This window comes from Candidatus Pantoea rara, assembly GCF_051136265.1.
GTDB lineage: Bacteria > Pseudomonadota > Gammaproteobacteria > Enterobacterales > Enterobacteriaceae > Pantoea > Pantoea rara.
This window is the reverse complement of record NZ_CP194942.1, coordinates 349,495-369,376: the sequence shown is the minus strand read 5'-3', so window position 1 is coordinate 369,376 and position 19,882 is coordinate 349,495. Positions and strand designations below refer to the sequence as shown.

At 56.8% G+C, this 19,882-nt stretch carries 15 protein-coding genes; 8 read left to right on the top strand and 7 right to left on the bottom strand.

Annotation, left to right across the window (positions count from 1 at the left end; genetic code table 11):
- Window positions 1-234: 234 nt before the first annotated feature.
- The 8 genes from mdcA (at window position 235) to mdcH (ending at window position 7,296) form a co-directional block, all read left to right on the top strand.
- Window positions 235-1,890: a malonate decarboxylase subunit alpha gene (gene mdcA, locus ACR8BF_RS01690; RefSeq protein ID WP_292986937.1), complete on the top strand. Its 1,656-nt coding sequence runs from the start codon at window positions 235-237 to the stop codon at window positions 1,888-1,890.
- The gene (locus ACR8BF_RS01685; RefSeq protein WP_179898821.1) at window positions 1,890-2,750 is read left to right on the top strand and encodes a triphosphoribosyl-dephospho-CoA synthase; all 861 of its coding nucleotides are present in this window, start codon (window positions 1,890-1,892) and stop codon (window positions 2,748-2,750) included. The genes mdcA and ACR8BF_RS01685 overlap by 1 nt, the downstream gene beginning before the upstream one ends.
- Before the next feature lie 8 nt (window positions 2,751-2,758).
- A complete protein-coding gene (gene mdcC / locus ACR8BF_RS01680; protein ID WP_179898820.1) occupies window positions 2,759-3,058 on the top strand; it encodes a malonate decarboxylase acyl carrier protein in 300 nt (99 codons plus the stop codon).
- The gene (locus ACR8BF_RS01675) at window positions 3,051-3,884 is read left to right on the top strand and encodes a biotin-independent malonate decarboxylase subunit beta (RefSeq protein ID WP_179898819.1); all 834 of its coding nucleotides are present in this window, start codon (window positions 3,051-3,053) and stop codon (window positions 3,882-3,884) included. The genes mdcC and ACR8BF_RS01675 overlap by 8 nt, the downstream gene beginning before the upstream one ends.
- A complete protein-coding gene (gene mdcE / locus ACR8BF_RS01670; protein ID WP_292986941.1) occupies window positions 3,884-4,684 on the top strand; it encodes a biotin-independent malonate decarboxylase subunit gamma in 801 nt (266 codons plus the stop codon). The genes ACR8BF_RS01675 and mdcE overlap by 1 nt, the downstream gene beginning before the upstream one ends.
- Before the next feature lie 134 nt (window positions 4,685-4,818).
- On the top strand, window positions 4,819-5,778 hold the full coding sequence (locus ACR8BF_RS01665) for an AEC family transporter (RefSeq protein WP_292986943.1): 960 nt from the start codon (window positions 4,819-4,821) through the stop codon (window positions 5,776-5,778).
- Window position 5,779: 1 nt separating this feature from the next.
- Window positions 5,780-6,397: a malonate decarboxylase holo-ACP synthase gene (locus tag ACR8BF_RS01660; RefSeq protein ID WP_292986945.1), complete on the top strand. Its 618-nt coding sequence runs from the start codon at window positions 5,780-5,782 to the stop codon at window positions 6,395-6,397.
- Complete coding sequence (mdcH, locus tag ACR8BF_RS01655; protein ID WP_179898815.1) at window positions 6,394-7,296, top strand: malonate decarboxylase subunit epsilon; 903 nt, start codon at window positions 6,394-6,396, stop codon at window positions 7,294-7,296. The genes ACR8BF_RS01660 and mdcH overlap by 4 nt, the downstream gene beginning before the upstream one ends.
- Here the strand turns inward: mdcH and ACR8BF_RS01650 are convergent.
- The 7 genes from ACR8BF_RS01650 to asd all read right to left on the bottom strand — a co-directional run bounded on the left by ACR8BF_RS01650 (window position 7,277) and on the right by asd (window position 19,723).
- Window positions 7,277-8,212: a LysR family transcriptional regulator gene (locus ACR8BF_RS01650; RefSeq protein WP_179898814.1), complete on the bottom strand. Its 936-nt coding sequence runs from the start codon at window positions 8,210-8,212 to the stop codon at window positions 7,277-7,279. The two genes, mdcH and ACR8BF_RS01650, sit on opposite strands and share 20 nt — an antisense overlap.
- Window positions 8,213-8,432: 220 nt before the next feature.
- Window positions 8,433-10,880 (bottom strand): glycogen phosphorylase, encoded by a 2,448-nt coding sequence (glgP, locus tag ACR8BF_RS01645; protein ID WP_179898813.1) that lies wholly within the window; start codon window positions 10,878-10,880, stop codon window positions 8,433-8,435.
- Between the two features lie 19 nt (window positions 10,881-10,899).
- Entirely contained in the window at window positions 10,900-12,333 is a 1,434-nt protein-coding gene (gene glgA, locus ACR8BF_RS01640) for a glycogen synthase GlgA (protein ID WP_179898812.1), read from the bottom strand.
- Window positions 12,334-12,396: 63 nt separating this feature from the next.
- Window positions 12,397-13,689: a glucose-1-phosphate adenylyltransferase gene (gene glgC, locus ACR8BF_RS01635; protein ID WP_179898811.1), complete on the bottom strand. Its 1,293-nt coding sequence runs from the start codon at window positions 13,687-13,689 to the stop codon at window positions 12,397-12,399.
- Window positions 13,690-13,699: 10 nt separating this feature from the next.
- Entirely contained in the window at window positions 13,700-15,682 is a 1,983-nt protein-coding gene (glgX, locus tag ACR8BF_RS01630) for a glycogen debranching protein GlgX (RefSeq protein WP_434745477.1), read from the bottom strand.
- Window positions 15,679-17,862: a 1,4-alpha-glucan branching enzyme gene (glgB, locus tag ACR8BF_RS01625; RefSeq protein WP_434745476.1), complete on the bottom strand. Its 2,184-nt coding sequence runs from the start codon at window positions 17,860-17,862 to the stop codon at window positions 15,679-15,681. The genes glgX and glgB overlap by 4 nt, the downstream gene beginning before the upstream one ends.
- A gap of 751 nt (window positions 17,863-18,613) precedes the next feature.
- Window positions 18,614-19,723: an aspartate-semialdehyde dehydrogenase gene (gene asd / locus ACR8BF_RS01620; protein WP_434745475.1), complete on the bottom strand. Its 1,110-nt coding sequence runs from the start codon at window positions 19,721-19,723 to the stop codon at window positions 18,614-18,616.
- Between the last annotated feature and the right edge of the window lie 159 nt (window positions 19,724-19,882).

Here is a 19,882-nt window from a genome sequence, read left to right as displayed (position 1 = left end):
AGCTTTCACCCACCTTTTATTTCAATAACTAGTGCCAGCCAGAAATATTCACCGCTGTAACCTTTAATTCATCTCTCACAGCCTATACTCCAGGCTTCGCTTATCCATCCCCTTTCTCCATCGTTACCTTAAATCTAACGTTCCGCTTTTTTGCTTAATTGAACAGGGTAATAAGAAAGCTCAGACTTCCCTCAGCATACACGTCAGCAGACCGATTCTAATCAGGAGGTTGAAATGAACACAGGCCAAACGCCTGCCCGGGAATGGAACACACGCCGCAGTGAAAAAGCGCGTCGTATGACCTCCTTTTCCCTTGATGGCAAAGTAATTCCTACCGAAAGAGCCGTTGAAGCATTTGAACAGTTAATTGCGCCGGGCGACCGCGTGGTGCTTGAAGGGAATAACCAGAAGCAGGCTGACTTTTTGTCCCGTACGCTGGCTGCGGTGAATCCGGCAAAGATTCACGACCTGCATATGATTATGCCCAGCGTCGGCCGCAGCGAACATCTCGATATTTTTGAAAAAGGCATTGCCCGCAAACTCGACTTCTCTTTCTCCGGTCCGCAGAGTCTGCGCATGTCTCAGCTATTGCAGGATGGTCAGTTAGAAATCGGCGCTATTCATACCTATATCGAACTTTATTCCCGTCTCTACGTTGACCTTAGCCCGAATGTGGCGCTGATTGCCGGCTACAAAGCCGACCGCAAAGGCAATCTCTATACCGGCCCCAGTACTGAAGATACCCCGGCGCTGGTGGAAGCAGCCGCGTTTCGTGACGGTATCGTGATAGCCCAGGTCAATGAACTGGTCGATGACGAAACCGACCTGCCGCGCGTCGATATTCCTGGCTCCTGGATCGACTACGTTGTGGTGGCTGATAAACCCTTCTTTATCGAACCGCTGTTCACCCGCGATCCGCGCCTGATTAAGCAGGAACACATCCTGATGGCGATGATGGCGATTAAAGGTATCTACGCTGAACACCAGGTGCAGTCACTGAACCACGGAATCGGTTTTAACACTGCCGCCATTGAACTGCTGCTGCCCACCTACGGTGAACAGCTGGGTCTGAAAGGCAAAATCTGTAAACACTGGACGCTGAACCCACACCCAACACTGATCCCAGCAATTGAGAGCGGCTGGGTAGAGAGCGTGCACTGCTTCGGTGGCGAAATGGGGATGGAAGAGTACATTCGTGCTCGTCCCGACATCTTCTTTACCGGCAGCGACGGCTCAATGCGCTCTAACCGCGCTTTCTGTCAGATGGCAGGTCAGTACGCGGTTGATATGTTTATCGGTGCCACCCTGCAGGTTGATGGTCTGGCGAACTCCTCTACCGTCACCCGGGGTCGTCTTGCTGGCTTCGGTGGTGCACCAAACATGGGTCACGATCCCCATGGCCGCCGTCACGCGACGCCCGCCTGGCTGAATATGATCACCGAGCCAGACCCGATGCAGCGCGGCAAAAAACTGGTGGTGCAGATGGTCGAAACCTTCCAGGCCGGTGCGAAACCGACCTTCGTTGAAACCCTGGATGCGGTTGAAGTCGCGAAATCCTCCGGTATGCCGCTGGCTCCGGTAATGATCTATGGCGATGACGTCACGCATGTGCTGACCGAGGAAGGCATCGCCTATCTCTATCGGGCGGAAAGTCTGGAAGAGCGTCGCGCCATGGTCGCTGCAGTAGCCGGGATTACCGATATTGGTCTGGGCGTGGATGCTGCCCGCGTCGCCGCGCTGCGTAAAAGCGGCAAAGTCGTTTATCCGGAAGATATGGGTATCCGCCGCTCCGACGCCACCCGTTCACTGCTGGCAGCGGGCAGCGTCGCTGACCTGGTTGAATGGTCAGATGGCCTGTACAACCCGCCAGCCAAATTCCGGAGCTGGTAATGAAACTCCTGTCACAGACACATGCCGAGGCGCAGGCCAGTCATCTGGCGACGATAGCGCGCGATTGCCTGATCGATGAAGCACGCCTGAGCCCCAAGCCGGGTCTGGTAGACAGTCGGGGAAACGGCGCACATCGGGATCTGACGCTGGCGCTGATGGAGCGTTCCGCTCATAGCCTGATGCCAGCCTTTCTGGCGCTGGCCCGTCACAGCTGGCTTCGCCCCGCCGATATCGCCCTGCGCGAAACAGTCGGTCGGCTTGGCCGCGACGGCGAACAGCAGATGATGGCAGCAACCAGCGGCGTGAACACCCATCGGGGCGCGATCTGGGCGCTGGGGTTGCTGGTCAGTGCCGCAGCGATGCAGGGTGGTGCAGTCAGTGCTGATCATCTGACCCGCACCGCTGCCGCGCTGGCGAGCCTGCCCGACAGCCACGCCCCCAGAGTGTTCAGCAAAGGATTAAAAGCGACGCACCGCTATCAGGTACCCGGCGCACGCGAAGAGGCGCAACAGGCGTTTCCTCACGTGATGAAACTGGCGCTTCCGCAGTTGCTGACCAGCCGTGCGGTAGGTGCCAGTGAAAGCGAAGCCCGGCTGGATGCGCTGATGGCGATCATGACTTCACTCAGCGATACCTGCGTGCTGTCACGTGCAGGCATGATCGGACTCGACGCCATGCAACAGGGAGCACGTGCCGTGCTGCTGGCGGGCGGCTGCCGTACAGCTGCGGGTCAGGTGGCGCTTCAGCAGCTCGACCGTCGGATGCTGGCGCTCAACGCCTCGCCGGGTGGAGCTGCCGACTTGCTGGCCGCAACGCTGTTTATCGATCGGGTCTGTTCGCCTGAACATACTTATTTTTAGAGGCCATTATGGAACACATCACATTAGCTCTACCTGCTAACCGCCTGCTCAGTGGCAGAGCGCTGGCAGGGGTCGTTGGTTCCGGTGATATGGAAGTGCTGTACACCGCAACCGAAGGCCAGACACTGACCATTGATATCACCACCTCCCTGGATAACAGCGACGCCCGCTGGAAAGCGCTGTTTGACCGCCTGAACTTAATCAACGGCCTGCCCGCCGGAAAGATGATTATTCATGATTTCGGCGCGACACCCGGCGTGGCGCGTATCCGTATTGAACAGGTTTTTGAAGAGGTGAGCCATGCGTAACGATGCCAGTTTTATTGAATTACGGGCCCGTGAACGTGCCCATGCATTGCTGGACGCAGGCAGCTACCGCGAACTGCTTGATCCCTTTGAAGGCATCATGTCGCCGTGGCTGGCTCCGCAGGGCGTGGTACCTCAGTCAGATGATGGCATGGTGGTGGCTCGCGGCACGCTGAACGGTCAGTCTGCGGTGGTGATCGCCATCGAAGGCACCTTCCAGGGTGGCAGCATGGGCGAAGTCTCCGGTGCGAAAATGGCGGCGGCGCTGGAGCTGGCGGCAGAAGATAATCGCAACGGAATCCCGACCCAGGCGGTGCTCTGCCTGGAGACCGGTGGCGTGCGCTTACAGGAAGCGAATCTGGGACTGGCAGCGATTGCGGATATTCATGCAGCCATTGTCGATCTGCGTCGCTATACGCCGGTAATTGGCATCGTCAGCGGTACGGTTGGCTGCTTCGGCGGGATGTCTATCGCCGCCGCGCTATGCAGCTACCTGATTGTGACCCGCGAGGCCCGTCTGGGACTGAACGGTCCACAGGTGATTGAGCAGGAAGCGGGCATTGAAGAGTATGACTCACGCGATCGTCCGTTTATCTGGAGCATGACCGGCGGCGAAATCCGCTACGCCAGCGGCCTGGTCGATGCGCTCGTCAGTGATGGCATTAACGCGGTTAAAACGGCCGTAAATGATTTCATTGCCCGCGGCGTTCCGGCGCAGAACCGTAGCGACAAATATGCCGATTTTCTGCCACGTCTGATGCAGTTCGACACCCGCCAGCAGGCGGACACGGCGCAGATTAAACAGCTTTTCGCCCGGGAGGATAAATAATGACGCAGACAATCAGCCGCGGTGCAACCTGGCTGGAAAAACTCGCACCCCATGCTCAACGTCTTGATGGCCTCTGCGCCTCTGTTCAGGTGGCTGACGGCCAGCTCAATGGCGAAAACGTACGGTTTATCGCCGTGGTGCCCGATGCACAAAACCACTATCCGCGCGCCGCGCAGGGTGAAGTCGGTCTGCTGGAAGGCTGGACGCTGGCGAAAGTGGTAAATGAAACCATTGAAGCGGATATCAACAGTGACGTAAAACGCCCGATTGTGGCAGTGATCGACGTACCGAGTCAGGCCTATGGCCGCCGTGAAGAAGCCTTTGGTATTCATCAGGCACTGGCTGGCGCTGCCGGTGCTTATGCCAAAGCGCGGCTGGCCGGTCATCCGGTGATTGGCCTGATTGTGGGTAAGGCGATGTCTGGTGCGTTCCTGGCACATGGTTATCAGGCCAACCGGCTGATAGCGCTTAACGATCAGGGCGTGCTGGTGCATGCGATGGGCAAAGAATCTGCAGCGCGAATTACGCTGCGCTCGGTGGAGGCGCTGGAAAAACTGGCCGCCACTATTCCCCCCATGGCGTATGACGTAAATAACTTCGCCACACTGGGACTGCTCTCCGATCTGCTGAACGTTGCCGACCCGGATGCGCCTTCTGACGCCGATGTGGCGATGGTAGAGATCGCTGTGCAGAAAGCGATTAGCGATGCGCGTCAGGATCCCACCCTGAAAAATCGCCTTGGCGCATCCAATCGTCACAGTTCCTCCCTGGTTCGCGAACGTATGCGCGCGACCTGGTAATTACATAAAAAAATAAACCTGCCGAAACCGGTCTGACGGGGCGCATCGCTTATTGCGCCCCGGAGCAGTGGCCGCTTTTAGAATTATAAACATCGCTGTTTTTTAAAGAATTCTTTCTTAAATACAGGTGATTTATGATTTATATAATTGTTCATGCCCTTGCTCCTATCTTTGTCATCATGCTTTTGGGTTTCTGGGCCGGCAAGGCCGGAATGGTCAATAACAAAGATGTTTCACTGCTCAATATCTTCGTAATGGATTTTGCGCTACCCGCTGCACTGTTCAGCGCCACGGTACAGACGCCCTGGTCGGGCATCGCGGCGCAATGGCCGCTTATTGTGGTGATTACCGGCGCGATGTGGATAACCTATGCGGCGATCTATTTCCTTGCCACCCGGGTTTTCAAAAAATCACCGCAGGATGCGGCTGTGCTGACGCTGACCGTGGCACTGCCCAACTATGCCGCCCTGGGCCTGCCGATTCTGGCCAGCGTACTGGGTGAAAATGCCACCACGTCGCTGTCGGTCGCTGTCTCTATCGCCTGTGGTTCGGTGTTGCTTACTCCACTGTGCCTGCTGATTCTGGAACGCGAAAAAGCATTTGCGGCGGGTATGGAACACGGTTCAACGCTGACAATGCTGCCGATTCTGATGTGGCGCTCAATGAAAAAACCTATCGTGATGGGACCGTTGATCGGCGTGGTGTTGTCGGCGCTGGGCATTAAAATGCCGGATCTGGTCCTGGCTGCGATTAAACCGCTGGGCCTGGCGGCCACCGCTGCAGCGCTATTCCTGACCGGCGTGATCCTCTCTGCTCGCAGGCTGAAACTTAATGCCGTCGTCGGCGTCGGTACAGTGACTAAACTGTTGATTCAGCCGTTTATTGCCTGGGGGCTCGTACTGGCACTGGGTTTAAGCGGACCGGTCGCGATTACCGCGATTCTGATGATTGCACTCTCAGCGGGTTTCTTTGGCGTGGTGTTCGGCAATCGCTTTGGCGTGCAGTCTCCCGATGCTGAAGCCGTGCTGCTGTTAAGCTCGATTCTGTGTATTTTATCTTTACCGTTGTTCATCACGCTGACATCAGGAATGTAATATGAGTGTGCCGCGCCCCCACGATCTCCTGTGGCTGCGAGACAGCAGCGCGTTAGCGACGATCAAAGAGAGCTGGGTCAGCCAGTGCTGGCATCCCGAGCTGCCGGTGGTGGTGCGGCGCGATCACCGTGAATCCGGCTTGATCCCGATTGGTGTGCGTGGTGAGCGACGTGAGCAGCGTGCCGCCGGCTGGATCACGTCAGCCGATATTATCGGCGTGATGACGCCAGAGAGGCTGGCGGAACGCACTCTGCTGCTGGATTCGCCATTTACTGTTTATGCGCCTGTCAGCGCGGCGATAGCGCTCAGTGAGACCGTCTGGCCGTGGCACTGGGGCATTACCGGCAGCACCGGTTATGCCCTGGCAACGCAATGCCCTGTGTTGCACGCCGCCAGCGATCTGGATTTAATCATCCGCGCCCCGCAGCCGCTGCCACGCGACGCGATGCAACAGTGGCAGACAGAGACCGACGCGCTGGGCTGCAGGGTGGATACCCAGGTGGAAACGCCCGCTGGCGCATTTGCCCTGAACGAGTGGCTGCGCGAGGGACGCGTGCTGTTAAAAACCGACACCGGACCGATACTGACCGCTTCACCCTGGAGCAGGGAGAATCCATGAAAATACTTTTTACCTTTCCTGGCCAGGGCACCCAGCGTGCCGGAATGCTACAGCATCTGCCCGAGGGTGAGGCGATCTTAAGCCACGTACGTGCAGTGCTGGGCGACGAAACTGACCAGCTCGACAGCGTTGATGCGCTGCGCCACACCCGCGCCGTGCAGCTCTGTCTGCTGATTTCCGGTGTCGCCTGGGCGCGTGAGCTAATCCGCCGCGGACTCAAACCGGATATGGTCAGCGGTCTGTCGATTGGCGCGTTTCCTGCTGCGGTGATCGCCGGCGCGCTGGATTTCAGCGACGCTCTGCGGCTGGTTGCGCTGCGCGGCGATCTGATGGAAAAGGCGTATCCACACGGATATGGCCTGACGGCGATCGCCGGCTTAACGCTGAGTCGTCTGGAGAAACTGCTGCCTGACAGCAACACCTACATCGCGAATTTAAATGCGGAAACGCAGATTGTGATTGCCGGCCGTGACGAGGATATGGCGGTGGTTGCACAGAAGGCACTGGATGCCGGTGCCAGCAAAGCGATTAAACTCGCAGTGAGCGTGCCGTCGCACTGTGCGCTGCTGGATAAGCCCGCCGCCGAACTGGCTCGCGCCTTTGAGTCCGTCACTCTCTCCCGCCCCGACTGCGCTTACCTCAGCGGCTCAACCGCGCGGGTGATTTGGGAGCCGGAGAAAATTGCCGACGATCTTGCCTTTAACATGGCACGCACGGTGCAGTGGAATGATGCGGTGGTTTCCGCTAATCAGCGCGATGCCCGACTGGCGATTGAGATGCCGCCTGGCAATGTGCTGACCGGCCTGACGCTGCAGGCCAACTGGCAGGGCGAAGCAATTTGTCTGGAGCGCAACAGCGTTGAGGTTGCGCTGCATCTGGCTAAACGGCTGAGTCAGTAAGGCTGCGGGCATACATCCGCCCTTCTGCTGCCAGGGCCAGCAGGTCATTATCCCGTTCGCGGTGATGTGAGTAGACTATCGAGATCTGCTGACGCATCTGATAAGGCTCCGCGAGCGTCAGCAACTGAATATTGTTTTCATAGACTTTCTTCATCCGTCCCGGAATCAGCGCCAGGCCAACGCCCGCCTGCACCAGGCTTATCATCGAGAAGATGTCATTTACCTGGGTGACGATGCGCGGTTCAAATCTGGCAATCTGAAATGCCTCCTGCGAACCGGCATAGGTGGCAAACCCCTCCGCCAGTGAGACAAAATCCCGGTCGGCAAACTCACGCAGATCAACCGGACCGGTTTCCTGCTGTGTTTCTCCGGCCGGTGCGGCCAGAAAGATCCTGTCTTCAAACAGCGGAATCACATCGAAATGCGCCTCACTGAGTTCGCCCTCATCGGTGGCGATCAGAATCGCATCCAGCGCCTCATCTTCCAGCATATTCAGCAGCATCTGATTCGAACCCATGGTCAGATCAAGCTCCAGCGTGGGACGGCGCAGTTTCATACCCATGATCAGCCGGGGAATGGTTTCGAGCGTCAGCGAATAGAGCGTACCAAGCCGCAGGCGACCCCCACCGATGCCCGCCACCTTGCGTGCCTCTTCAATGCCTTTGCCCATCAGGGTGGTCACGTCGCGGCAATACTCCAGCAGCGTCCAGGCGGCAGGCAGCGGCACCAGATTGCGGCCCTTGTGGATAAATAGCGGACAGTCGATGCCCTCTTCCAGCGTGTGCAGTGCGCGATGCACGCTGACGCTGCTCAGTTCCAGCGCTTCCGCCGTGCGGGCGATATTCCCTTTGCTCATAAACATCATGAAGACGCTGAGCTTACGAAAGGTAATTTCCTGGTTGATGTTGTCACTCATTGGCTGTAGTTGCCTGTAGGGTCGTTTTGCATTTCCGCATAGTAGCGATTCTCAGCCAGGGTGTAATGATCTGGTTCGCACAACGGGCACTTAGGGGCGCAGAGATGATAAGAGGCTGAATTTTCTGGAGGTGTGTGGGATGGCTGGTGAGCAGGAAGAACGAAGAGTGCGGCCGATCCCTCGGCCGCAAGGAAATTCAGAACAGCTTACTGCACGTGCTTTACAGTCTTACCGGCGAGATATTCCAGATCTCATCGGCGTACTCCTGAATAGTACGGTCCGACGAGAAGTAGCCCATGCCGGCAATGTTTTTCGCCGCGCGGCGCTGCCACTCATCCGGTTTACGGTAAAGTGCATCCACCTTATCCTGGGTATCCACGTAGCTGCGATAGTCCGCCAGTAACTGGTAGTGATCGCCGAAGTTAACCAGGGAATCGAACAGATTGCGGTAGCGGCCCGGATCCTGCGGGCTGAATACACCCGACGCAATCTGGGTCAGCACCTGATGCAGCTCTTCATCCTTTTCGTAATAGTCTCGCGGGTTGTAGCCGTTCTTACGCAGCGCTTCGACCTGCGGCGTGGTATTACCGAAGATAAAGATGTTCTCTTCACCAACGTGATCCAGCATCTCAACGTTAGCCCCATCCAGCGTACCGATGGTCAGCGCGCCATTGAGTGCAAACTTCATGTTACTGGTGCCGGACGCTTCCGTTCCTGCGGTCGATATCTGCTCAGAGAGATCGGCTGCCGGGATAATGATCTGCGCCAGGCTCACGCTGTAGTTTGGGATGAAGACCACTTTCAGCTTGTTCTTCACCTGCGGATCGTTGTTGATCACATTCGCGACATCGTTGATCAGATGAATGATGTGCTTGGCAACGTAATAAGCCGATGCCGCTTTACCGGCGAAAATATTGACGCGCGGCACCCATTCCGCCTGCGGATCGGCCTTGATGCGGTTGTAACGCGTTATCACATGCAGCACATTGAGCAACTGGCGTTTGTACTCGTGAATACGCTTGATCTGCACATCGAATAGCGCATTAGGATCGAGCACCACGTCCAGATTCTTCGCCACCCAGTCAGCCAGCCGACGTTTGTTCTGATGTTTGGCGACCGCCACTTTTTCGATAAACGCCGGATAGTCAATCTGCGCTTTCAGTTCGCCCAGTTGACTGAGATCGGTGCGCCAGTTGCGACCAATCTCCTCATCCAGCACCTCTGACAGCGCCGGGTTTGCCAGCGCCAGCCAGCGACGTGGCGTCACGCCGTTGGTTTTATTGCAGAAGCGTCCAGGGAACAGGCGGGAGAAGTCGGCAAACAGCGACTGCACCATTAAATTCGAGTGCAGTTCAGACACGCCATTCACTTTGTGGCTGACCACAACCGCCAGCCAGCCCATGCGAATCCGGCGGCCATCGTTCTCATCGATGATCGAAATGCGCGACAGCAGATCCAGGTCCTCAGGATAGTGATCCTGAATCGTCTTGAGGAAGAAGTCGTTAATCTCGAAAATGATGCTGAGGTGACGCGGCAGGATCTTACCGATCATATCCACCGGCCAGGTCTCCAGCGCTTCGGTCATCAGCGTATGGTTGGTATAGGAGAAGACCTGACAGCAGACATCAAAGGCGCTATCCCAGCTGAATTTATGGTCGTCAATAAGCAGGCGCATCAGTTCGGGAATCGCCAGCACCGGATGCGTATCATTCAGGTGGATGGCGATTTTGTCCGCCAGGTTGTCCCAGGTCTGGTGCATACGCCAGTGACGATTCAGGATGTCCTGAACCGTGGCAGAGACCAGGAAATATTCCTGACGCAGACGCAGCTCACGGCCTGAATACGTTGAGTCATCCGGATAGAGCACGCGCGACACGTTTTCAGAGTGGTTTTTATCTTCCACCGCCGCAAAGTAATCACCCTGGTTGAACTTACCGAGGTTGATTTCGTTGCTGGCCTGGGCGCCCCACAGTCGCAGGGTGTTGGTGGCATCGGTGTCAAAACCTGGAATGATCTGGTCATAGGCCATCGCCAGAATCTCTTCGGTCTCCAGCCAGCGCACTTTCGCGCCTTCGTGCTGCACGCGACCGCCAAAACGGACTTTGTAACGGGTATTGAAACGCTGGAATTCCCACGGATTACCGTACTCAAGCCAGTAATCCGGTGACTCTTTCTGTTCACCTTCCACGATGTTCTGTTTGAACATGCCGTAATCATAGCGGATGCCGTAGCCACGGCCCGGCATGCCCAGCGTCGCCAGCGAATCGAGGAAACAGGCTGCCAGGCGACCAAGACCGCCGTTGCCCAGCCCCGGATCGTTCTCCTCTTCCATCAGCTCGGCCAGATCCAGACCCATCTCATCCAGCGCCTGGTTGAGATCGTCATAAATCCCCATCGCCAGCAGCGCATTCCCCAGCGTGCGGCCCATCAGGAACTCCATCGACAGATAATAAACCTGGCGGACATCCTGAGAGAGCTGCGCACGGCTGGAACGCAGCCAGCGCTCCACCATCCGGTCACGCACCGCCAGCAGCGAGGCGTTGAGCCACTCGTGCTTATTGGCGATAGAGGGATCTTTGCCGATGGTAAACATCAGTTTGTAGGCAATCGAATGCTTTAAGGCATCAACCGTCAACGTTGGTGAGGCGTAAGTGAAAGGTGCATTCATATCCAGTTTTCCCAATCCGTTACATCAAACGTTGGTAGAGATCACGGTAGGCTGTTGCTGCCACCTGCCAGCTAAAGTCCATTGCCATCGCCTGGCGCTGAACATAGCGCCATAGCGAAGGACGAGACCACAATACAAACGCGCGCCGGATGGCCCGCAACAGCGACCAGGCATTGGCATCTTCGAAACTGAATCCACTGGCAATACCGTCAGCCAGATTCTCTAACGAACTGTCATTTACGGTATCGGCCAGTCCACCCGTACGGCGCACTAACGGCAACGTACCATACTTCAGTCCGTAGAGTTGAGTCAGACCACAGGGCTCAAAGCGACTCGGCACCACGATCACATCCGCGCCACCGACAATGCGGTGTGAAAATGCTTCGTGATAGCCAATCTGCACGCCCACGCTGCCCGGATGCTCTGCCGCTGCCGCCAGAAATCCCTGTTGCAGTTCGGCATCGCCCTGACCCAGCAGCACCAGCTGTCCGCCCTGCGCCAGCAAGCCAGGCAGCGCCTCCAGCACCAGGTCCAGCCCTTTCTGTTTGGTCAGACGGCTGATGACGCAGAACACCGGCGCTTTATCATCCACCTTCAGACCCATTGCCACCTGCAGCTGACGTTTGTTCTCTGCTTTCGCTTCCAGCGTGTCACGGTTATAGCGCGCGCTCAGCAGCAGGTCGTGGGCCGGGTCCCAGATAGAGGGATCAACGCCATTAAGGATTCCGCTAAGGCGCCCTTCGCGCATACGCTGTGCCAGCAGGGTTTCCATGCCGTAAGCATATTCGGCAGAGGTAATTTCATGGGCATAAGTCGGACTGACCGCCGTGATATGGTCGGCATAAAAGAGGCCCGCTTTCAGGAAGGAGATCTGACCGAAGAACTCCAGCCCATGCATGTTAAAGAACGACCACGGCAGGCCTATCTCTTCCAGATGGTGCGCCATGAACAGTCCCTGATACGCCAGGTTGTGCACGGTGAACACCGATTTAGCCGGACGGCCACGCGCTTCAAGATAGGCGCAGGTCAGGCCCGCGTGCCAGTCATGCGCATGGACGATATCGGGACGCCACATGGAGTCCATACCGCACGCGAGTTCACAGCCGACCCAGCCCAGCAGCGCAAAGCGCAGATAGTTGTCGACATACGCAAACTGCGACTCGTCATGATAGGGACTGCCGGGACGATCGTAGAGGCCGGGAGCATCAATTAAGTAGATGCCCACACCGTTAAATTCACCATATAACAGACGTATATGACCGGCAAATGTCTCTCGCTCCGTCACTACCTGGAGATCAGGTATGCCTTTGCGCAATGCGGGAAAAGCAGGCAACAGTACCCGCGTATCCGTACCGCCCGCAATTTGCGCCTGAGGTAATGCCCCGACAACATCAGCCAGTCCGCCTGTTTTCAGCAGCGGGAAAAGTTCTGAACAGACATGTAAAACCTGCATCCTCGACCTCATTAAGTTATCCGGCACGCTCCGCGTACCGATTGCGTAAGTTCCGCTTATCGCTTACTGCCCCGCTTTGGCCAATCTGGCCAGCATGGCGCGGGTAACCAGTACGATCCCTTCTTCCGAACGGTGAAACCGGCGACTGTCTTCATCGGGGTTTTCGCCGATAACCATGCCTTCCGGCAGTTCGCAGGCGCGATCAATCACGCAGCGACGCAGGCGACACGATCGGCCGACCACCACATCAGGCAGAAGGACGGTTGAATCAATATTGCAAAACGAGTTAATACGAACGCGCGGAAACAGCACCGAGTTGACCACGACCGAACCGGAGATGATGCAGCCGCCCGACACCAGGGAGTTCATGGTCATCCCGTGACTGCCGGAACGATCCTGAACAAATTTTGCTGGCGGCAGCGGCTCCATGTGAGTACGAATCGGCCAGGTGACGTCATACATATCCAGCTCTGGCATCACCGATGCCAGGTCGAGGTTGGCGCGCCAGTAGGCCTCCAGCGTCCCGACGTCACGCCAGTATGGCGGCGCGGTATCGTCGTTCTGTACGCAGGAGAGCGCAAAAGAGTGGGCATAGCCTTCGCCGCTTGCCACGATTTTCGGCAGGATATCTTTGCCGAAGTCATGGTTAGAGCCAGGCGTCTGCAGATCTTCCTCCAGTAACGCATAGAGATAGTCTGCGTTGAAAACGTAGATCCCCATGCTGGCGAGCGCCTGCGTATCATCACCCGGCATAGTGGGCGGCTTCGCAGGTTTTTCTACGAAGTCGATCACCATGTTCTCTTCATTCACCGCCATCACACCAAACGCCGTAGCTTCATGCACCGGCACCGGCAAACAGGCGATGGTACATTTCGCCTCGTTGACCACGTGATCCAGCAGCATGCGTGAATAATCCATCTTATAAATGTGGTCCCCGGCCAGGATCACGATGTACTGCGCCTGATAGCGGCGAATCACATCAAGGTTTTGCGTCACGGCATCTGCCGTACCGCGATACCACTGTTCGGTCGAAAAGCGCTGCTGCGCTGGCAGCAAATCAACAAACTCATTCATCTCTTCATTGAAGATCGACCAGCCACGCTGGATATGCTGAGTCAGGGTGTGGGACTGATACTGAGTAATGACGCCAATCCGGCGGATACCGGAGTTGACGCAGTTGGAGAGGGCAAAGTCGATAATGCGGAACTTGCCGCCGAAATGCACCGCCGGTTTGGCTCGTTTGGCCGTTAAATCGACCAGGCGCGTGCCGCGTCCGCCAGCGAGGATCAGAGCAACCGTCTGTGTAGGGAGCTGGCGAGCCAGCATCAGGTGATCTGTTCTATCTAACTTAACCATGTCTGACTCCTTATGATTGCTTTTGGAACACGCACACACCGTGTGCGGGACCATGCCAGACAGTTAGCAGGATGGGGTTGTCGTCCCCGGCGAAAGGAGGAAGGGCACGCCATTCTCCGTCTGGTAACACGATGTCATTCACCGTATCCGTGGCGTTTATTGTTATTAACCAGCGGCCGGACAGCAGGATCTGCAATCTGTGCATCCCCTGAGCCCATTCATCGTGTTGCAGTGGCTGGCCACCGGCATTGAGCCACTGCACATTGCCGTCACCGTCCTGCCACCAGCGATCTGCGGTCAGCGCCGGAATGCGCTGGCGCAGAGCAATCAGTGCTGCGGTGAATCCGACTAATCCCTTCTCATCCGCCTGCCAGTCAAGCCAGCTCAGGACGTTGTCCTGACAGTAGGCGTTGTTGTTGCCGCGCTGGGTATGGCCGCGCTCATCGCCAGCCAGCAACATCGGCGTGCCCTGTGACAGCAGCAGCGTGGTCAGCAGTGCCCGCACGCTGCGACGGCGCCGTTCAATCACGTCAAAACTGACGTTCAGCCCCTCTTTGCCGTGATTGTGGCTGTAGTTATCGCCATGGCCATCACGGTTATCTTCTCCGTTCGCTTCGTTGTGCTTGCGTTCGAAGCTCACCACATCCCACAGCGTAAAGCCGTCATGGGCGGTGATCAGGTTAACCGTGGCGTGGGGCGACCGGTCATCATGCTGGTAGAGATCGCTGGAGGCGGCAAAGCGGCGGACGAAGTCGCCGTTGCTTACGTCGCCGTGCAGCCAGTAACGACGCGCGGTGTCGCGAAACTGATCGTTCCATTCGGCAAACAGCGGCGGAAAACGGCCAACCTGATAGCCGTCAGGGCCGATATCCCAGGGTTCAGCAATGAGCTTGACCTGAGAAAGCAGCGGACAGGCGCGTATCGCCTCGAAAAAAGGCGCATCACGCTGATAATCGGGCGTGCGACCCAGCACGGGTGCAAGGTCAAAGCGGAAGCCGTCGACATGGCAGACCCGCACCCAGTAGCGCAGCGCCTCCAGGGCCCACGCCATCACCTGCGGATGGTGAATATTCAGCGTGTTGCCGCAACCGGTCCAGTTCTGATAATCGCCCTGCTCATCCAGCCAGTAATAGCTGGCATTGTCGATGCCGCGCATAGAGATCGTCGGGCCAGACTCGTCCAGTTCGGCGGTGTGGTTGAACACCACATCCAGCACCACTTCGATACCCGCAGCATGCAGATTTTTAACCGCCTGCTGAAACTCCTGCAGTGGCGTCACGCCAGGCTGACCGGAGGCGTAACGGGGATCCACTGCCCAGAGCGCAAACGGGTTGTAGCCCCAGTAGTTACTCAGGCCGAGCTGCAGCAGTCGCGGTTCGCTGGCGAAATGGGCCACCGGCAGCAGCTCAAGGGTGGTAATCCCCAGATTGCGCAGGTAATTCACCATAACAGGATGACCCAGCGCCGCGTAAGTCCCGCGCAGCGTTTCCGGAATTTCCGGATGCTGCTGCGTCAGGCCGCGCACGTGGGCTTCATAAATCACCGTGTTGCCCCATGGGGTTCGCGGTGCGACATCGCCCTGCCAGTCAAAATCTTCCGCGACTACCCGGGACGTCGGCGCAATTGCCGCGTTGTCATGCGGGTCGGGCTGCGCTTCGCCGCCATGAAACAAGGGATCATCAGGAACATCGCCTTCAACCGCGCGGGCGCAGGGGTCAACCAGCAGCTTCGCCGGATTAAAACGGTGTCCCTGCTTCGGCGCCCAGGGGCCATGTACCCGGTAGCCGTAGCGCTGTCCCGGTTTTAACGCCGGAACATAACCATGCCAGATATCCCCACTGCGGCCAGGCAGGTCAAGACGCTGTTCTGCACCCTGCTCATCAAACAGGCAGAGCTCTACGCGCTCTGCATGCTGAGAAAAGAGGGTGAAGTTAACGCCTTTGCCATCGTAGCTGGCACCAAGCGGTTCGGGATCGCCGGCAGTGATTGTCATTCAGCCTCCCGCACCAGCCATACTGTTGCCAGCGGCGGAAGATTGAGACTCAGCGACTGCGGTCGTCCGTGGCTCTCCTGCTCATCGGTATGCACCCGATTGTTGCGCACGTCGCTGCCATGATATTCATGCTGATCGGTGTTCAGCACTTCACGCCAGTAGCCTGGCTGATTGACGCCAAAGCGATAGCCCGGACGCGGCACCGGAGTAAAGTTACTGACCACGATCACTTCGTTACCTTCACGGTCACGACGCACAAAGGCGAACACGGAGTGCTCTGCATCGTTTACCACCAGCCACTCAAAACCTGCCGGATCGAAGTCGAGCTGATGCAGTGGCGTGTAGTACTGATAGGTGTGGTTGAGATCGCGCACCAGACGGTGAACGCCATTGTGCCAGTTGTCTTCCCCTTCCAGCAGATGCCAGTCAAGGCTGACGTCGTGGTTCCACTCGCGTCCCTGGGCGAATTCGTTACCCATAAACAGCAGTTTCTTGCCCGGGAAGCCCCACATCCAGCCGTAGTAGGCACGCAGGTTAGCAAACTTCTGCCAGGCGTCGCCCGGCATACGATCGAGAATCGAGCGCTTACCGTGCACCACTTCGTCATGCGACAGCGGCAGCACAAAGTTTTCGGTGTAGTTGTACATCATGCCGAAGCTCATCAGGTCATGATGATGCTTGCGATAGATGGGATCGACCTTCATGTAGTCGAGCGTGTCGTGCATCCAGCCCAGATTCCATTTGAACCAGAAGCCCAGCCCGCCGCCTTCCGTCGGACGCGTCACACCAGGATAGTCCGTAGACTCTTCGGCCATTGTCACTGAACCGCAGGCTACGGTGCCGAGCGTGCGGTTGGTGTAACGCAGAAACTCAATCGCTTCAAGGTTCTCACGGCCACCGTACTGATTCGGCACCCACTCTCCTTCACTGCGGCTGTAATCGCGGTAGATCATCGACGCTACCGCATCCACGCGCAGACCATCAATGCCAAAGCGCTCGGTCCAGTAGAGCGCATTGCCTGACAGATAGTTGCTCACTTCGCGGCGGCCAAAGTTGTAGATCAGGGTATTCCAGTCCTGATGGAAGCCTTCGCGCGGATCGCTATGTTCATAGAGTTCGGTGCCGTCGTACTTCGCCAGACCGAAATCGTCGCTGGGGAAATGACCCGGCACCCAGTCGAGCAACACGTTGAGACCCGCTTCATGAGCGGCGTCAATGAAGGTGCGGAACTCGTCACGGGTACCAAAACGCCGGGTCGGTGCATACATGCCCAGTGGCTGATAGCCCCAGCTGCCATCAAACGGATGTTCATTGATCGGCAGCAGTTCGATATGGGTAAAGCCCATCTCTTTGACGTAGGGCACCAGCTGTTCTGCCAGTTCTTTGTAACTCAGCCAGAAGTTGTTGTCGGTGTGACGACGCCAGGAGCCCAGGTGGACTTCATAGATCGAAATCGGTGCGTCGAAGGCATTGGCGGCCTTGCGCTCCTCTTTCATCTCAACCGGCTCTGGCAGACCACAAATCATCGACGCCGTTTGGGGACGCATCTGTGCCTCAAAGGCGTAAGGGTCCGCTTTGATGCGCAGTTCACCATTGGCATCAATGATTTCATATTTGTAGAGCTGCCCGTTGACCGCACCCGGCACAAACAGCTCCCAGATACCCAGCTCCTGACGCAGACGCATCGGATGACGGCGGCCATCCCAGAAGTTGAAATCGCCAACCACTGAAACGCGACGGGCATTGGGTGCCCAGACGCAGAAGCGGGTACCAAAGACGCCATCAATGACGTCGCCGTGGGCGCCCAGCGTCTCATAAGGGCGCAGGTGTGTGCCTTCCGCCAGCAGCCACAGATCCATCTCCTGCAGCAGCGGGCCGAAACGATAGGCATCATCGACGAGGTTTTGCTGGCCATGCCAGTTGACCGCCAGCTGATAGCGGAACGGGTTTTTACGGCGTGGAATGACGCCACTGAAGAAGCCGCGTGCATCTTCGCACATCAGCTGAGCCAGTTTGCGCCCGGTGGAGGTTTCAATGACCCACACTTCCAGCGCTTCGGGGAGCAAGGCCCTGACTTCGAGGCCTTGCTGAGTTCGGTGCATCCCTAGTAACGAAAAAGGGTCAGCATAATTGCCCGCAAAAAGGGCATTGATCGCATCGCGATCGGGAAGCTCTGACATGACTTTCTTCCTGTGATAATTGGCAGCCGAAATGAACGCAACATAACCTGTTGCGAGTCACCTGCGCTGCTCTTCATTGAGCCATACGTACAACGACAAAGAAGTCAGGCCATTCCGTGGGAAAAGTGTTTTTGCCGTGTACCACAACCATTTAATCCGGAAAGCACAAGAGTTACCTGTGGCACATCATGGTTAAATCATAGCTTGGTCACGGGAGTTGCCACGGACTTAAGCAAAATATTCTTCATTGAACGGCAAAAAAGGGAATCTGATCACTTAGTAAACGAAACGGCAGATTGTTTCGTGTACGGCAAAGATGAAAAAGCCGGATAAAGTGATGATTATTTTCATTTAAGCTGCCCGGAACGCCCTGACTGATGAAACAACATTTTTATCGTATCTAAACGGTAGCTCTGCCGCCGCTCCCGGTCAGACGCCAGGCGCGATGCGTGCAGACGACAGTTAAGAAAAGCTACCTGATAACGTGTTGTAAAGCGACGGTTAACGACATGTTTCTGTTATGGGCAGCATGGGTTCATCAACAGGGTAAGAAGTAAACCTGCTTCCAGTCAGCGCTGTAATGTCTGTAAACCCTGTGTTTAATGAATTTCACGCCTGTACGCACAACAAAAAAGCCCGTAACCATCAGGAATGATTACGGGCTTTAACAGAGCAACCAGGCGGTTAACCGATCATCTGTATCACCGGAGCGGCATTGATCATCAATCCGCCCTGTGGCGATGTTTGCTGGTTAGTTGGTTAACAACCGCAGCATGCGACGCAGCGGTTCGGCTGCGCCCCATAACAGCTGGTCGCCTACTGTGAAGGCAGAAAGATATTCCGGCCCCATGTTCAGTTTACGCAGGCGGCCAACCGGTGTGGTCAGCGTGCCAGTCACAGCGGCAGGGGTCAGTTCACGCATCGTCAGCTCGCGGTCATTCGGCACCACTTTGACCCACTCATTGTGAGAGGCCAGCAGCTGCTCGATTTCAGCCAGCGGCAGGTCGCGTTTCAGCTTCAGCGTAAAGGCCTGGCTGTGGCAGCGCAGCGCACCGACGCGCACACACAATCCGTCAACCGGGATGACCTTAGAAGTGGCGAGGATCTTGTTGGTCTCTGCCTGGCCCTTCCACTCTTCGCGGCTCTGGCCGTTATCCAGCTGCTTATCAATCCACGGAATCAGGCTGCCTGCCAGCGGTACGCCGAAGTTATCGGTCGGTAAGGTGCCAGAACGGGTAAAGTTGGTCACGCTACGCTCAATGTCGAGGATGGCGGAAGCCGGGTTCTGCAGCGCTGGCGCAACGTGATCGTGCAGCATGCCCATCTGGGTCAGCAGTTCGCGCATGTGGCGCGCGCCGCCGCCAGAGGCTGCCTGATAAGTGGCAACCGAAGCCCACTCCACCAGATCCTGCGCAAACAGGCCGCCCAGTGACATCAGCATCAGGCTGACAGTACAGTTACCCCCGACAAAGGTTTTGATGCCACGGTCGATGCCCTGGCGAATGACAGCATGGTTAACCGGATCGAGGATGATGATGGCATCTTCTTTCATGCGCAGCGTGGAGGCCGCATCAATCCAGTATCCCTGCCAGCCGCTGTCTCGCAGCTTAGGATAGACGTCACTGGTGTAGTCGCCGCCCTGGCAGGTAATAATGATATCCAGCGCGCGCAGCGCCTCAATATCAAACGCATCCTGCAATGTGCCCTGCTGTTTGCCCGCAAACGCGGGTGCCGCCTGACCATGCTGCGACGTCGAGAAGAAGACCGGATTGATTGCATCAAAATCACGCTCTTCACTCATGCGGGACATCAGCACTGAGCCGACCATGCCGCGCCAACCAACAAAACCTACATTCTTCATGTCGTGTCCGTCTAAGGCAGTTACACCTGCTTTTCATTTCAGAGGAGAGAGCGGCGTGCTATTTTCACGCCGCTCTGCGTAATAATAAGATTTACCTGTGTCCCCTCACTCTACAAAATGCAGGCCGGGTAGCAAGTGAATTAATTCGATTACGCTAAC

Coding starts and splice junctions, on each gene's coding strand:
- mdcA (WP_292986937.1), top strand. CDS start 235: ATGAACACAGGCCAAACGCCTGCCCGGGAATGGAACACACGCCGCAGT.
- ACR8BF_RS01685 (WP_179898821.1), top strand. CDS start 1,890: ATGAAACTCCTGTCACAGACACATGCCGAGGCGCAGGCCAGTCATCTG.
- mdcC (WP_179898820.1), top strand. CDS start 2,759: ATGGAACACATCACATTAGCTCTACCTGCTAACCGCCTGCTCAGTGGC.
- ACR8BF_RS01675 (WP_179898819.1), top strand. CDS start 3,051: ATGCGTAACGATGCCAGTTTTATTGAATTACGGGCCCGTGAACGTGCC.
- mdcE (WP_292986941.1), top strand. CDS start 3,884: ATGACGCAGACAATCAGCCGCGGTGCAACCTGGCTGGAAAAACTCGCA.
- ACR8BF_RS01665 (WP_292986943.1), top strand. CDS start 4,819: ATGATTTATATAATTGTTCATGCCCTTGCTCCTATCTTTGTCATCATG.
- ACR8BF_RS01660 (WP_292986945.1), top strand. CDS start 5,780: ATGAGTGTGCCGCGCCCCCACGATCTCCTGTGGCTGCGAGACAGCAGC.
- mdcH (WP_179898815.1), top strand. CDS start 6,394: ATGAAAATACTTTTTACCTTTCCTGGCCAGGGCACCCAGCGTGCCGGA.
- ACR8BF_RS01650 (WP_179898814.1), bottom strand. CDS start 8,212: ATGAGTGACAACATCAACCAGGAAATTACCTTTCGTAAGCTCAGCGTC.
- glgP (WP_179898813.1), bottom strand. CDS start 10,880: ATGAATGCACCTTTCACTTACGCCTCACCAACGTTGACGGTTGATGCC.
- glgA (WP_179898812.1), bottom strand. CDS start 12,333: ATGCAGGTTTTACATGTCTGTTCAGAACTTTTCCCGCTGCTGAAAACA.
- glgC (WP_179898811.1), bottom strand. CDS start 13,689: ATGGTTAAGTTAGATAGAACAGATCACCTGATGCTGGCTCGCCAGCTC.
- glgX (WP_434745477.1), bottom strand. CDS start 15,682: ATGACAATCACTGCCGGCGATCCCGAACCGCTTGGTGCCAGCTACGAT.
- glgB (WP_434745476.1), bottom strand. CDS start 17,862: ATGTCAGAGCTTCCCGATCGCGATGCGATCAATGCCCTTTTTGCGGGC.
- asd (WP_434745475.1), bottom strand. CDS start 19,723: ATGAAGAATGTAGGTTTTGTTGGTTGGCGCGGCATGGTCGGCTCAGTG.